The organism is Burkholderia territorii (assembly GCF_902833055.1).
In the GTDB taxonomy this organism is placed as follows: Bacteria; Pseudomonadota; Gammaproteobacteria; order Burkholderiales; family Burkholderiaceae; genus Burkholderia; species Burkholderia territorii.
Genome location: NZ_CADFEJ010000027.1, coordinates 1 through 14,708, shown reverse-complemented (window position 1 = coordinate 14,708; position 14,708 = coordinate 1). Strand labels below are relative to the sequence as shown.

Sequence of the window (14,708 nt, the reverse complement as noted above, 5' to 3'; positions counted from 1 at the left end):
AGATGTCTGGATTTCTCACATGGAGGATGGAGCATGCCGAACGTGGTCGTGGTGGGCGCCCAATGGGGTGATGAAGGCAAGGGGCGCGTCGTGGACTGGCTGGCGGCGCAGGCCGATCTCGTCGCACGCTACAACGGCGGCCACAACGCGGGCCATACGCTGGTCGTCGGCGACAAGACGTACAAGCTTGCGCTGCTGCCGAGCGGCATCGTGCGCGGCAAGCGGGGCGTGATCGGCAACGGCGTGGCGCTCGATCCGGAAGCGCTGCTGGCCGAGATCGGCCGAATGGCCGAGCTCGGATTGTCGGTAACGCCCGACAACCTGTCGATCGCGGAGAACGCCACGCTGGTCCTGCCGATCCACCGTGCGATCGACCAGGCGCAGGAGCGGCTGCGTCGCGAACCCATCGGCACCACGCTGCGCGGAATTGGCCCAGCTTACGAGGACAAGGTCGGGCGTCGCGGGCTGCGGGTTGCGGATCTGGCCGAGCCGGTCCGCCTTGCCGACAAGCTCGATGTGCTGGTCGAGCACCACAACGCATGGTTCCGCGGTCTGGGGCTCGAGCCGTGCTCGCGTGATGCGATGCTGGCAACGCTGGTCGACATCGCGCCGAAGATCCTCCCGTTCGTGCGGCCGGTGTGGGCGGATCTCAACGACGCGAACGACCGCGGCGAGCGCATCTTGTTCGAGGGCTCGCAGGCCGTGATGCTCGACATCGACTGGGGTACGTATCCATTCGTGACGTCGTCGGGCACCGTTGCATCGGCCGCAGCGGCCGGCACGGGCCTCGGCGCGTCGAAACTCGGCCATGTGCTCGGCGTGACCAAGGCGTACGCGACACGCGTCGGTGGCGGGCCGTTCCTCACCGAACTGACCGACGCCACCGGCGAAACGCTGCGCGAACGCGGGCGAGAATTCGGCGTCAACACGGGCCGGCCGCGCCGCTGCGGATGGCTCGATGCCGCACAGCTGCGACAGGCTGTCCGGATATCGGGCATCGATTCTCTCGCGCTTACCAAGCTCGACGTGCTCGACGGCGTCAGTTCGATCGAGCTGTGCGTCGGCTACGAACTTGACGGCGCCCGCGTCGACCATCTGCCGTCGAATCTTGATGCGCAGGCGCGCGCAACGCCCGTCTACGAAACGTTCACCGGATGGGACGGTACCGTGAAGGGTGTACGCGAGCGTGCAGCGCTGCCGCGTGCCGCCCAGGATTTCATCGCGCGCGTCGAGGCGATCGCGGGTGTGCCCGTGTCGATGATCACGACCGGCGCCGAGCGCGACGACACGATCGTGCTGAGCAATCCCTTCGACCCGGCCTGAGTGCGACCCGGCAGGCCGCGATGCGGCCTGCAACGATGCGTTACCGACCATCCTTCGAAACGGTGCGTCGCATCCGCGATCGCCCGCCGACGCGGCGCACGGCAAACTGGACATGCCTGCACCGCTGCGGTACTGTTCCGCACAATTCGCGCCAGACCGGAACGTGCCGGGGCGGGCGCCGCTGCAAGGCGACTTCAATCCCGGGGACATGTCGATGGACACGTTACAGATGATGCGCATTTTCGTCCGGGTGGCGGAGGAGGGCAGCTTCACGAGCGCGGCCCAGCGCCTGGACATCACCACCGCCTACGCATCGCGTTCGGTCGCGCAACTCGAAACGCACCTGCGCACCCGCCTGCTCAATCGGAGCACGCGCCGCATCGCATTGACCGATGCCGGACAGCGCTATCTCGACCGCTGCCAGCGCATCCTCGGTTATATCGACGAAGCGGAGGCCGAGGCGGCTGACGCGCAGGCGAAGCCGTCCGGCCGCCTGCATGTGCATGCGACGACCAGTTTCGGTCAGGCCTACCTGGTGCCTGCGGTGGTGCGATACCGGGAACGCTATCCGTCGGTGGCCGTCGAGCTTACGCTGTCGCAGCACGTGCCCGACATCATCGACGAAGGCTACGACGTGTCGCTGCAACTGAGCACGACGGAACTGCCCGACTCGGGGCTGGTGTCGCAGCGGCTCGGCGATGTGCACAGCGTGCTGTGTGCGTCACCGGCATACCTCAAGGCGCGCGGCACGCCGCGCACCGTGCGCGATCTCGAATCGCATGCCTGCCTGCAGATCGTCACGCCGATCTTTCCGCGCGACCGGTGGCATCTCGACGGCCCCAACGGTCGCGAAACCTTCGAACTGCCGCTTCCGGATTTTCAGGTCAATATCGCCGATGCACTCGGCGCCGCATTGCGCGCGGGCCTCGGGATCGGCTCGTTACCGATGTCGACTGCCGTACCGGCCCTGGCGAGCGGCGCGCTGGTTCGCGTGTTGCCGGAGTACCGGCTGCAGAAGCTGACGGTCTACACGCTCTATGCATCGCGCCAGTACCTCGACGCAAAGATCCGCACGTTCGTCGATTTCCTGCGCGAATGCGTGCCGGAAATGCTGTCTGCCGACGAGGCGGCGCTACGAGGATCCTGCGAGTCGTGAACGAAGGCCGGACAACGAGTGCCGGGTCGAGCGACTCGGCGATCGAACGTTGCCCGTGAATTGACGTTCTGCTGTGCCCGTTATTCCGTAGTCCGAAATTGATGATCGGGGCACAGCCGGAATTTCGGAGCCCTGAGTATTCGGCCTCCTCCGTGGCACTCGTATTCCACAGTGCGTGCGCCGGTTTCGAACCCGTCACGCGCGAGGCGGCTGCACCACGAATTCGCTCCATGAAACGACAACGCCACGGCTGCAAGTCCGTGGCGTTTCGCTTCATGGGCATCGCTGCCCGGCAGCGGCGCGGATCCGCTTACTGCTTGTCCCAGAGCGTGCGCCCGAAGAACGTGAGTGTGCGATCCCACGCAATCTGCGACCACACCGGATCGAATTGCGTGCCGCCGATGCGGCCCGGGCCGACGGCCGTTTCATTCGCAAACGCGTGATGCGCGAGGTAGCGGTGGAATTCGAGGTCGACCTTTGCGTCGGCCAGCTTCTTTTCCAGCGCATCGACCTGGTCGATCGCAAAGAATGCATCCTGCGTGCCCCAGTGACCCATCAGCGGCACCTTGATCTTCGACGGATCGAGGTAGTCGAGCGGGGGGAAGCCATACCAAGTGACGCCGGCGTGCGCATCGGCGAACTGCAGCGACAGCAGCGTGAGAGCGCCGCCCATGCAGAAACCGGTGATTGCCACGCGCGATGCGCGCGTCTTCAGGTATTGCACCGCGCCGGGGATGTCCTGCGATGCCGCGTCGCCGAAATCGAGCCCCGTCATCAGGTGGTGCGCTTCTTCCTCCTCGACCGTCGACTTGCCGCGATACAGGTCGGGCACGAGCGCGAAGTAGCCGCAGCGCGCGAGGCGGTCGGCAACGCCGCGGATCTGGTCATTCAGCCCCCACCATTCCTGGATGACGACGACCGCGGGCGCGCCCTCGGTCTTTTCCGGCGTGGCGAGGTAGCCCTGCAGTTCCTGGCCGTCCGGACGGCGAAACGTGATCATGGAACCGGATGTTTGAGACATGAAACCGCTCCTTTTCGAAAAATGCGATGCGTGCGGCATCGGGGCGGCCGGCGAGTGCGGTATGCCCGGTAGGTCGAGGCTTCGCTCGCATTCGCTCGGCCGGCGCCGACCACGCGGCCATTCTATGCGCAAACGCTGGCGGGCCGCGTGAAGGTCGCATTGCGGGGCCGACCCGCATCCTCGCAGCGGTCGAGCTTCGTGACGCGCGCATGTCGCGGGGACCGAAAGCGAAACACCCCGCCCCGATGAACGGGAGCGGGGTGTTTCGTTTGCCGCGGGCGTATCGTGTACGCGCCGCATTCGGCGGCCTTACTGACTTACTGACCGAAATACACGGAGTCGCGAGCGTTCTGCTTGACCGCGATCGCGCGGCCGGTGCGTACACCGGCCGCGGCTTGCGCGCCGTAACCCGTTGCGTCGCTGTTCGTCACGCGTGCCTGTGCGGTCTGCAGCGCATTCGGATAGTGGACGTCGGAGACTTCCGGCTTGTACCCGGCCTGCTCGAGCTGGACGAGTTCTGCGCGGACCTGGGCGCGAGTCAGTTGGTTCGACGAGTTCGACTGAGCGAATGCGCCGACAGATGTGGACAGGGCAGCGGCAGCGGCGACTGCGTAGATGAACGACTTCATGACGACCTCCGGTTTTCGTGGATTTCGCGCTTCGCTTGTTGCGTTGAGCGGTTGATTGCATCGTAGCGATCGCGATACCGGACGGAAATACGCGTTCCAGCGAATGATTATTGCAACTGGGTAAACGATCGAGCGTTTTTGACTGATGATTTGGGGCGTGCCCGATGTGATGATCAAGGGTTGCTGGTATTTCTCAGAAAAATTGTTACGTGACAACTTCGTGACGTCACCCGTGACGGCTCGGGGCTACGAGCCCGTTTCGCCGACGCTCACAACCACTGCGCCATCGGAAGGTCGAGTACGGCATTCGCCCGTCGCCGGCAAAACGCCTATAATGATTGGGCAAATTGCCGGAGAAGAGCCATGAGCACGATCGCATTCCATCCGTCAGGCGTCGCGCACCCGCGCCAAACCGAGTTCACGATCCTCGAGCAACTGCTCGCGATTCGCGTGCGCTCGGGTGCCGATCTCGCCGAGCTTGCGAGCGCGCGCGTCGACGTTTCGGTGATCGACCGGCTGTCGGAACGCGGCCTGAAGTCGGACGAACTCGCGTTCATCATCCCGCGACGCACGCTGAGCCATCGCCGGCAGGCGCACGAGCGCCTGTCGCCGGAGGAGTCCGACAAGGCGATCCGGCTGGCACGCATCGTCGCGCAGGCGACGGCCACATTCGGCGACCAGGACAAGGCGATGGCGTGGCTGCGTAACGGGCTCCAGCGCTTCGGCGGACGCACGTCGCTCGACATGTCGAGTACCGAGCATGGCGCGCGACTCGTCGAAGAAGCCCTCACGCAGATCGACGAGGGGTACTTCGCTTGACGACGCTGTGGCGGATCAGCAATTACGCGGATCTGAAAGGCATCGGCGGATTGCGCGCCGGCGGCCGCTGGCATTTCGCCGGGCAGCCCGTCGTCTACCTCGCCGAGCATCCGGCGCTTGCGTTGCTCGAGACGCTCGTCCACTTCGAAATCGCCACCGTTGCGCAATTGCCGAGCGGGTACCAGTTGCTCCGCATCGAGGTGCCCGATTCGGTGGACGTTGCCGAGATCGCGGATGGCGATGCGCCGGCCGACTGGCGAGACAACGTCGACTGGACCCGCAGCGCCGGCACCGAGTGGCTGCACACACAGCCGAGCGCCTTGCTGCGTGTCCCCAGCGTCGTCGTGCCGCACGCGCACAATTTCCTGTTGAATCCGCTGCATCCTGCCGCATCCGACATTCGCATCGCGGAAACCATTCTGTCGCCGTACGACACCCGGATTCTGCGGCTGATCCAGTCGAACGAGCGCGAATAGGAAGGGGCCGCACACCGTTGCGTGCACAACGTCGGACGGCATGTTCGCGCGCGATGTCCCAGCCGGTGTCAGCGAATTTGCTTGACCGTTCGTGAGCCAGCAAGGCCAGGCAGCGCGATGACGGCAGCATGCGTCCGTCCGTCGAGCAACTGCGGCGCGCGTCGATGTTGCGCAGCACGCGCGGCCGGGCCGGCTGCATGAAAGTCGATCGAGCGGGTTCAACGCTGTTGCGCGCACCAAGCGGCACATGGCCGCAACGATCGACAAACAGAACCGCCATGCATCGTGGCAAGGGGGGCGCCGTGACGAACGCGCATCTGCTTGAAATGGACGCCATCCTGTCAGAGCCGGGATTTTTCGATTTCCTCGGCGATGTCGATTGCGAACGCGCACTGACCCGCCGCGAGGCGGAGCCGTTCGACGTCTGCTGGATGACGGCATTCGACGAAATCGACGGGGATCCCGGGGCCGCGCTCGACAAACCGGCAATGGACGCACTCAGGGAGAAGGCGTTCAGGCTCGCATTCCGGGCATCCGGGAATGCCGACATCGCGGCGTGCGTGTCCGGCGACATCGAGCTGATCGCGCGAAGCCGGTTGTCCGGCCGTACCGACGGTTGGCCGACACGCGTTCTTTGGGATGCCTACACGAATGGTCGCTTTCCGTGTTAGCCGATACGTCGAGCGCGATGCGCCGATGCATGCCATCGAGCGATGCCAATCACGCGCCGAGCGCGATGATTGTCAAACAGTGTGAGTCAATCGTCAGCATTTGCAACTGAAGTAACAGTCCCCGCAATTCGCTGGCTTTGGACGTTGGCGCGGCTACATTAGCTCCACCTGCCGCACGTCGCGGCAAGGCATGCGACCAGCCGCACGAAGGCGGCGCGCAGCAACAACGTCTTTGGGGAGAATGACCATGAACAAGATTCGCACGATTCTGCTTGGCGCCGCGCTGACGGCAATCGCATCGGCTGCTTTCGCACAAACGGCGCAGACGGGTGCGGAAGGTTCCGCCGGCGTCGGCGCACAAGTCCAGACGCCGCTGCTCGGCGGCGGCGTGGGTGTGCAAGCAGGTGCAGGCGCGAACGCCGCGGGCTCGGGTTCGGGCGCCGGCAATCTCGTCGGCGGTGCGCTGAACGGCGTGGGCAAGACGGTGGGCGGCGTGGGTTCGGCAGCGGGCAACGCGGTCGGTGGCGCGACGCAGGCAGTCGGCTCGACCGCCGGCTCGGCGAAGGAAGCCGCTGCATCGGCCGTGCACGCGACGAAGTCGCACGTGAAGCACGTCGCGAATTCCGCAAAGAGCCACGCACAGGGCGCGATGTCGACGGCAGGTGATGTCGCAGGCGGCGCGAAGGCGAAGGCCGGCGAAGCGCTCGACGGCGCGACGAACGCGGTACAGGGCGGCGCGTCGGTTGGCGTGAAGGGCTCGGCGTCGGCACAAGGCGGCGCGCTGTAAGCAATACGCTTCCTGCGAAGGCCCGGCCCGCTTCAATGCGGGCCGGGCTTTCTTTTTATTGGGCCCGCCGTGCGTCGTGTTGGCGTTGACGTACCGTGGATCGAAACAGGCGGGCCCACAGCATCCGCTGCCCATTGTCTGCCGGCCATGCTTAAATGGCGGAGCACCCGGGCCACCCTCGGGCGATGCAGACCGATTCAGGCAAACATCTCCGATCGCCATCGTGACGACAGACGACTCCAAAGTGCCGCCGCGACCTGCCCGGCGTGATCCGATAATATTCCGAGGCATCGGATCATGATCATCCGCTTCAGTCTCCTCGCGCTCGCTTGCGTGCCGTGGCTCGCGGCGCGCGTGGATCAAACGTCGCGGGTGCAGTCGTTCGCGGACTTCGGAAGATCATGCGAGGCAACAGTGCGAGGCATCGCGACGTCCGTGTTTGGAATCGCAGGTTCGTCGAGGCCGCGCGATCACGCGCGGATCGAGCGCGTCGGGGCGTGCCATTCTCCCAGCCCGCTTTCAGGTACCATCGCGACCCGCTGGCGACGGGTGGCTTCATTGCCCGGACGAGCATTTCATCGTCACGACGCGACTGCGATGGTCTGGTTCGTGCCTCTCGACCGCATTGCGTCGCCTGACAGCGCACAATGCGTATCGACATCGCCCCTTCGTCCGGAAACAGAGGAATCTTCGTGAAGTTCATCCACGCGGCAGACATTCATCTTGACAGCCCGTTGCACGGCCTGAGCGCTTATCCCGACGCGCCGGCCGCGCAGTTGCGCAACGCATCGCGCGAGGCGCTGCGGCAGCTCGTGGATCGTGCGATCGAAGAGGAGGTTGCGTTCCTCGTGATCGCCGGCGACCTGTACGACGGCGACTGGAAGGATCACAACACCGGCATTTTTTTCGGTCAGCAAATGGGTCGGCTGCGCAAGGCCGGCATTCGCGCCTTCGTGCTCGGCGGCAATCACGATGCCGAAAGCGAGATGACGAAGAAGCTGACGTTGCCCGACAACGTCACCGTGTTCGGCCATCGCAAGCCGGAAACGCATCTGCTGCCCGAGTTCGACGTCGCACTGCACGGCCAGAGCTTCAAGGACAAGGCCGTGGTCGACAATCTCGCGATCGGCTACCCGGAGCCCGTGCCGGGTCATTACAACATCGGCGTACTGCACACCGCGCTAGAAGGCTATGCAGCGCATGCGAACTATGCGCCATGCACGCTGGCGGAACTGCACGCGAAGGGCTACGACTACTGGGCGCTCGGCCACGTGCACGAGTTCCAGCAATGGTCGGGGCCGTCGACCGTGGTATTTCCGGGCAACCTGCAGGGCCGTCATATCCGCGAGACGGGCCGCCGCGGCGCGGTGCTCGTGACGGTCGAGCAGGGGTGCACGCAGGTCGAGCGCCTCTACCTCGACGTGCTGCGCTGGGAGGCCTTGTCGGTCGACGCGGCCGATTGCCTTACGGTCGCCGACCTGTCGAGAAGGATCGGCCAGTCTCTGGAGGCGCTGTTGAGCGTCGACGGTCACGTGCCGCGCGCGGTGCGCGTGACGGTCACGGGACGCACGCCCGCGCACGGGCTCTTCTTCGGCCGTGCGCCGCAATTGCGCGCCGAGGTGCTGAACCAGATCGGCATTATCGGCAACGAACGACTGTGGCTGGAGAAGGTTCGTCTCGCAACCTCCGCGCCCCTGCAGCAGGGCGAGAGCGAGCAGCTCGAGGCGCTGGAGGATCTGAAGCAGATCCTGGCGGATGCCGCGCACGATCCGGATTTTCTCGCGTTGCTCGAGCGCGACCTGAAGCCGTTCGTCGGCAAGGTGCGCAGCGACGTGAAGGAAGAGGTGCCGCTGCTGACGATGGCGCGCGCGGGCGAACTCACGGCGCTGGTCGAGCAGATCGGTCCCGCGTTGCTCGCGCGGCTGGCGAGGGGGGAATAAGCGATGCGCATCAGCCAGCTCGATCTGATCAAGTACGGCAAGTTCACCGACGAGACGCTGCGCTTTCCGTCGGCGGGACACGATTTCCACGTGATCGTCGGGCCGAACGAGGCAGGCAAGTCGACGATCCGGACGGCGGTGTCGGAACTGTTGTTCGGGATGAAACTGCAGACGCCGCTCGACTTCCTGCATGCGACGCCCGACCTGCGGATTGGCGGCGTGCTCGAGGGCAGCGCCGGCGCGCTCGCATTTCATCGCGCCCGCGGGCGCAGTTCGTTGCGCACGCCCGCCGACGACAAGCTGCCGGACGACTACCTCGCAGCGATCCTCGACGGCGCGACGCGCGAGTTCTTCGAGCAGATGTTCGGGCTCGATCATGGGCGGCTCGTCGATGGCGGCCGGAGCATTCTCGATGCATCCGACAAGCTCGGCCAGGTGCTGTTCGAATCTGCGGCGGGTGTCGGCACGCTCGGGCCCGTGCGCGAGGAGCTCGAAGCGCGAGCGAGCGAGCTGTGGGCGCCGCGACGCAGCGGCAGCGCGTTCGCGCAGGCCGAGACGGCGTTCAACGATGCGGTCGGCGAACTGAAGGCTGTCCAGGTGCGCACGCGCGACTGGGTCGACCGCAAGGAGGCGCGCGACGCGATCGAGCAGGAGATCGAGCACGCGCGTGTGGAGCAGCGCCGCCTCGAAGCGCTGCGCTCGAAGCTCGAGCGGGTGCGGCGGTTGGCGCCATACCTGAAGGAACTGACGATCAGGGAAGCCGAACTTGCCGAACTGGGCACGGTCGTCGAGCTGCCGCCGACCGCGTATGCCGACTTGCTGAAAGCGCAAGGCGATATCGCGGCGGAACAGAAGGTACTCGAAGAGCGGCGTGCCGACTTGCTCGCGAAACGGCAGGCACGCGATGCAATCGATCCGGACAACGAAGCGTTGGCGCTTGAAGGCGACATCGAAGCGCTCGACCGGCTGCGCGCCGCATGCATGAATCATGCTCAGGATCTGCTGTTGCTCGGCGCGGACGTGGAGCGACATCTGTCCGCTGCGGGGGCCGCCGCTGCGCAACTCGGCTGGCCGACCGACGAGGCGTCGCTGCGCGCCGCATTGCCGACCGCGCTGTCGCTGAAGACGGTCGCGAACCTGTTGCGCGATCATGGCGCGCTGCATCAGGCGCTGGCCGGCGCGCGCGAATCGCTCGACGAACGCACCCAGGAACTCGCGCAGGCGCGGGAACAGCTGGCGCGTCTGTCCATCGTCGACGTGCCGGAAGTGCTTCGTGCCGCGCTTGCCGATGCGCAGGGCTTTCGCGGCAGCGCCCAGCGCGAACTGACGCTCGAGCGCGACATTGCCGGCGCCGAGCGCGCGCTCGCCGACGCGCTCGATGCACTTGGTCAATGGCGCAAGCCGGTCGACGCACTGCGTGCGCTCGACGTGCCGTCGGCGGGGCGGCTCGGCGCGCTGCTCAACGAAGCAAGCGAGCGCGCGAGCGCGGCGGCGGCCGCCCGCGATGCACGGGACGGCGCGCAGGAGGAATACGAGCGGCTCGAACTGCAGGAGAAGCATTTCGCGGAGACGCACAAGGTCGTCACGACCGCCGAGGTGCTGGCGGCGCGCGCGCGTCGCGACGGCGCGTGGGGCGATATCCGCGACGGCGAGGTCGATCTGGCAACGGGCGCGCAGGCCGTCGACGATGCGATTCGCCTTGCCGACGAACTCGTCGACGCGCAGCTCGGCGCCACGCAAGCGGCGGCGACGTTGCAATCGCTGCGTCAACAGGTCGAATCCGCGCGTGCCGTGTTGAGGCGCCGGCAGGCTGTCATGGATGAGCGCGAACGCGAACTGGCCGCGCATCGCGACGCATGGTCCGAATTGGCGACGACGGCCGGCGTACCCGGCATGCCGCTGGCGGCCATGGGCGACTGGCTTGCGAAGCGCGATGCGGTGTTCGCCGCGCAGCTCGAACTCGACCGCCTGAGCCGCGAATTAGCGGCGATCCGCGATGCGCGCACCGGCGCGGAAGCCGCGTTGCGTTCGGCGCTGCGCCTGGTCTCGCGCGGTGGCGACGCCGACGGGTTGGCGGCGCTCATCGCGATCGCCGAGACGTTCGTTCAGTCGGCGGAGAAGACGCTTGCGCAGAAGGACAGCCTGGAGGACCGCGCGCGCGAAGCCGAACGCGGATGCGCGACGGCCCGTTTGCGCGCTGGCCACGCCCAGGCTGCGTACGATGCGTGGCAAGCACAATGGCGCGACGCGCTCGCCGACGCGAAGCTGTCCGCGAATGCGGTGACGCTGGCTGCGGCGGAAGGGGCGCTCGGGCTCGCGAACGCGGTGACGGACGCACTGGCCGACGCCGATGCGCCCCGCAACCGGATTGCCGCGATTCGTGCCGAGCTGGCTGCGCTCGAGGCTGGCGCACGGCGGCTGGCCGAAGCGCTCGAACCCGAATGGCTGACGAGCGGCGACTGGCTGGAGGTCGCGCGTCGGTTGACGATTCGCGTGGCGGCCGCACGGGAAACCGCGCGTGCGATCGATCGTGCCGACGACGCGATCCGGCAGGCCGACGGCAAGGTCGCTGATGCGGCCGCCGCGGTGGCGGGCGCGGACGCACGCATTCAACCGTTGCTGCAACTGGCCGGCGTCGCGTCGATCGACGCGGCACTGCCGCTGGCCGAGCGCTCCGATCGGCAGCGTCAGCTCCGGCAAGCCGTCGAAGCCGCGAAGGAGGCGCTGGTGCGCGACGGCGACGGATTGTCCCAGTCGGCCATCGAGGCCGAAGTCGCCGAACAGGACATCGCCGACGTGCCCGCGCATCTCGAAGCGGTGAAGCAGTCGCTCGACGACGTCGGCAAGCGTCTGAACGCGCTCGCGCAGCAACAGGTCGTCGCGCAGCAGGCCTTCGGCGCGATCGACGGCCAGGCGAACGCAGCCGTGGCCGAGGCGAAGCGGCAGGAAGCGCTCGCGGCGATGGGCGATGCCGCCGAACAATATCTGGAAGCAGCGACCGCGAGCCGTCTGCTGAAGTGGGCGACCGATCGCTATCGCGATCAGAAGCAGGGGCCGATGCTGCGTCGCGCGGGCGAGATATTCGCGGGACTGACGCTTGGAGAATTCGCGCGGCTGACGGTCGACACCGAACGAACGCCGCCCGCGCTGTACGCGCGACGCACGAAGGGCACATCGGTCGAAGTCGCCGGCCTGAGCGAAGGGACGCGCGACCAGTTGTTCCTCGCGCTGCGGATCGCGGCGCTCGAACTGCAGCTCGCCAGCAGGGCCGCGCTGCCGTTCGTTGCCGACGATCTGTTCATCAACTTCGACGATGCACGTGCGAAGGCAGGGCTCGAGGCACTGCGCGATCTGTCGACGCGAACCCAGGTGCTGTTCCTGACGCACCACGACCACCTGCTGCCGCTCGTGCGCGACGTGTTCGGCGCGCAGGTCAACGTGGTCGGGCTGCACCGCGAGGCGGCCGCCGCATGACGCCGGACGGGCCGATGTTCCGATATGTGGGAATGGTCATCGTGTACAGGTAGTATGTGCGGTTCCGAAACGCAAGCGACCGGCTCAGGCGGTCGCGGGTCCGGCCACACGGGGGATCAATATGAACAAGCTGGTAGCTGCCATCGCATTCGCGGCGGACAAGCATCGCAATCAGCGGCGCAAGGACGACGAGGCATCGCCGTACATCAACCATCCGATCGCGCTGGCCGCCGTACTGGCCAACGAAGCCGGTATCGAGGACGAGCGTGTGATCGTCGCGGCGGTGTTGCACGACACGATCGAGGACACCGAGACCACCGAGCAGGAACTGCTGCGGCTGTTCGGCAAGGACATCGCTGACATCGTGATGGAAGTCACCGACGACAAGTCGTTGCCGAAGGACGAGCGCAAGCGCCTGCAGGTCGAGCATGCGGCGACCATCAGCCGGCGCGCGAAGCTCGTGAAGCTTGCCGACAAGATCTGCAACCTGCGCGACATCGCGCGGCATCCGCCCGCGGACTGGCCGCTCGAGCGCAAGCAGGCGTACTTCGACTGGGCAAAATCGGTCGTCGACCGGATGCGCGGCGTGCACCCGGGCCTGGAGGGAATTTTCGATGCCGCGTACGACGCGCGGCCGGCGGACTGACGCGCAGCCATGGAAGCGGCGCGATCTGAATTCCTCGCCCGTTCGTTGCCCGCGGTGGCGGGCGTCGACGTGGGCGGCGACAAGAAGCAATGCGATCTCGTGATCCTGCGCGGCTCGACGGTCGTTTGCCGCGAAGAACGGATTGCACCGGAAGCGCTGCCGTCTCTGTGTATCGAGCACGACGTGGTGGCCGTCGGCGTCGACGCGCCGAGCCTGTGGTGGACCGGCAGCGGACGGCGCGCTGCCGAACAGGCGCTTGCGCGTGAACGGATCTCGTGTTTCCCGACGCCATCGCGCGAGCAGGCCATGGCCAGCACGTCCGGCTTCTTCGACTGGATGTTCATGGGAGAGCGCGTTTATCGCGCGCTTGCCGACGCTTATCCGCTGCTGACAAGCGAGCGCTATGCCGGAGGGCGCGTGAGCTTCGAGACTTATCCGTACGCGATTACCTGCGCGATGCTGGGCAAGGCGATTGCGTCGGCGAAGCAGAAACGCAACCAGCGCCGGCAGTTGCTGATCAAGCTCGGGATCGACGTGTCGACACTGCGATCGGTCGACGCGCGAGACGCGACGCTGTGCGCATTGGCCGCGCAATACGTGATCGATGGAAACGCGCATGCGTATGGCGATGCGGAAGGCGGGTATATCCGCGTGCCGATCGTCGGCGAAACGATCATCCTCGATGTGCCGTGGTCAGGTACCACGGTTGGCTGATACTTGTGAGCCTTTGACAGGAAGGTGAGCTTTTTCGGGAGGCGCATCGGACTGTCGACGTCTGGGTGTCGAGCAGTGAAAGCCGGTGGCAGGTGCGACACGTAGGCGATCGAGGTACCGTACGCTTCCCGGCCGGATGCTCAGTCTTCGAGAATGGACGTCGGCACGCTGGAGAGATCGCAGGCAGCGGCCTGTTCGAAATAGCCTTGTGCATCGTCGATCATCACGACCGCGACGTCGATCAGTTCGTCGAGTCGCTGCAGCAGCGATTCGCGCCACTCGATGTCTTCGTCGCGCTCGGGCGTCTTGTCGAGTTGCTCGATGATCGAGTCGGCCGTCTGCAGGAACGGGATCGCCTGTTGATAATTTTCGATCGAGACCATTGCTGCGTTACGCGCGCCCACGAGCCGTTCACGATGCTCATCTGCCAGTTCCGACACGCCGCTGATGCGAGGCAGGACATCCGAGATGCGTTGCAGGAGCGGTGGAACCCGTTCTTCGAGCATGTCGGCGCGCTCGCGCAGCGCGGCGTATTCATCGCGGAGATCGGCATCGCCGGATTCAGTGGTGCTGTCCATCGTCGGTATAAGTGCGTTGTTCGGTCGCGGCATGATACTCGACGGCATGCGTTCCCTGGTTTATACAGCCGGGGCGTGATTGGCGGGAGGCAAATGCGGAGCGCGTCGAACAGAGGGCGCATTCGATTGCCTGTGCCAGGGCCACGAGGAAAGAAGGACTCGTCTCGGATTCGTCGCGGGTGCCTCGCGCTGCAGGCGGTGTGGAGCGCGCCGAGCCCGAAGCCCCCGTGCGCGGAAGCGCACGGGGGCTTTTCAAAATATTTTCACAAATGGCTTGCGGAGACGGGGGCGGGTGCATAGAATCACGCCTCTTTCGCGCTAACGGCAACACGGCGCGGGGAAAGAAGGGAAGCGGTGCGGTTGGGCTGGCTGTAGAGCCGCCGGCGCACACGAAGTTGAACCCCCGGTCGTCGCAACGAAGCAGTTCAAAAAGTTGTTGACGAACCGAAAAACGCGGTTCATAATCTCGCTTCT

Annotated in this window: 13 protein-coding genes; 10 read left to right on the top strand and 3 right to left on the bottom strand. The window is 65.9% G+C overall.

Going from position 1 to position 14,708, the window contains the following annotated elements; translation table 11 throughout:
• Positions 1–33 precede the first annotated feature (33 nt).
• On the top strand, positions 34–1,323 hold the full coding sequence (locus HW466_RS28240) for an adenylosuccinate synthase (RefSeq protein WP_059451729.1): 1,290 nt from the start codon (positions 34–36) through the stop codon (positions 1,321–1,323).
• 214 nt (positions 1,324–1,537) lie between these two features.
• Positions 1,538–2,479 (top strand): LysR family transcriptional regulator, encoded by a 942-nt coding sequence (locus HW466_RS28235; protein WP_059505927.1) that lies wholly within the window; start codon positions 1,538–1,540, stop codon positions 2,477–2,479.
• Between the two features lie 310 nt (positions 2,480–2,789).
• Here HW466_RS28235 and HW466_RS28230 read toward each other — a convergent pair whose 3' ends face one another.
• Together HW466_RS28230 and HW466_RS28225 are read right to left on the bottom strand one after the other, a co-directional pair.
• Positions 2,790–3,500: a dienelactone hydrolase family protein gene (locus HW466_RS28230; protein ID WP_059451730.1), complete on the bottom strand. Its 711-nt coding sequence runs from the start codon at positions 3,498–3,500 to the stop codon at positions 2,790–2,792.
• 317 nt (positions 3,501–3,817) lie between these two features.
• Positions 3,818–4,129 (bottom strand): DUF4148 domain-containing protein, encoded by a 312-nt coding sequence (locus HW466_RS28225; RefSeq protein ID WP_059849125.1) that lies wholly within the window; start codon positions 4,127–4,129, stop codon positions 3,818–3,820.
• A 363-nt stretch (positions 4,130–4,492) separates the two neighbouring features.
• Between HW466_RS28225 and parS the strand changes: the two genes are divergently transcribed.
• From parS to HW466_RS28185, 8 genes are all read left to right on the top strand, one after another.
• Positions 4,493–4,948 (top strand): type II RES/Xre toxin-antitoxin system antitoxin, encoded by a 456-nt coding sequence (gene parS / locus HW466_RS28220; protein ID WP_059505892.1) that lies wholly within the window; start codon positions 4,493–4,495, stop codon positions 4,946–4,948.
• Positions 4,945–5,424 carry an RES family NAD+ phosphorylase gene (locus tag HW466_RS28215; protein WP_151003925.1) on the top strand — a complete coding sequence of 160 codons (480 nt, stop codon included), beginning with the start codon at positions 4,945–4,947 and terminating at the stop codon, positions 5,422–5,424. Before parS ends, HW466_RS28215 begins: the two co-directional genes overlap by 4 nt.
• A 128-nt stretch (positions 5,425–5,552) precedes the next feature.
• Positions 5,553–6,095 carry a hypothetical protein gene (locus tag HW466_RS28210; RefSeq protein WP_239006260.1) on the top strand — a complete coding sequence of 181 codons (543 nt, stop codon included), beginning with the start codon at positions 5,553–5,555 and terminating at the stop codon, positions 6,093–6,095.
• A gap of 247 nt (positions 6,096–6,342) precedes the next feature.
• Entirely contained in the window at positions 6,343–6,882 is a 540-nt protein-coding gene (locus HW466_RS28205; protein WP_059451744.1) for a hypothetical protein, read from the top strand.
• A gap of 692 nt (positions 6,883–7,574) precedes the next feature.
• Positions 7,575–8,822: a metallophosphoesterase family protein gene (locus HW466_RS28200; protein WP_151003927.1), complete on the top strand. Its 1,248-nt coding sequence runs from the start codon at positions 7,575–7,577 to the stop codon at positions 8,820–8,822.
• A gap of 3 nt (positions 8,823–8,825) precedes the next feature.
• Complete coding sequence (locus HW466_RS28195) at positions 8,826–12,296, top strand: ATP-binding protein (RefSeq protein ID WP_174905911.1); 3,471 nt, start codon at positions 8,826–8,828, stop codon at positions 12,294–12,296.
• A 121-nt stretch (positions 12,297–12,417) separates the two neighbouring features.
• Positions 12,418–12,942, top strand: coding sequence for an HD domain-containing protein (locus tag HW466_RS28190; protein ID WP_059505901.1), 525 nt, complete (start codon positions 12,418–12,420; stop codon positions 12,940–12,942).
• A 9-nt stretch (positions 12,943–12,951) separates the two neighbouring features.
• Positions 12,952–13,656, top strand: coding sequence for a DUF429 domain-containing protein (locus HW466_RS28185; protein WP_151006311.1), 705 nt, complete (start codon positions 12,952–12,954; stop codon positions 13,654–13,656).
• 140 nt (positions 13,657–13,796) lie between these two features.
• Here the strand turns inward: HW466_RS28185 and HW466_RS28180 are convergent, their stop codons facing one another.
• Positions 13,797–14,267: an ATPase gene (locus HW466_RS28180; protein WP_151006312.1), complete on the bottom strand. Its 471-nt coding sequence runs from the start codon at positions 14,265–14,267 to the stop codon at positions 13,797–13,799.
• Positions 14,268–14,708: the final 441 nt, after the last annotated feature.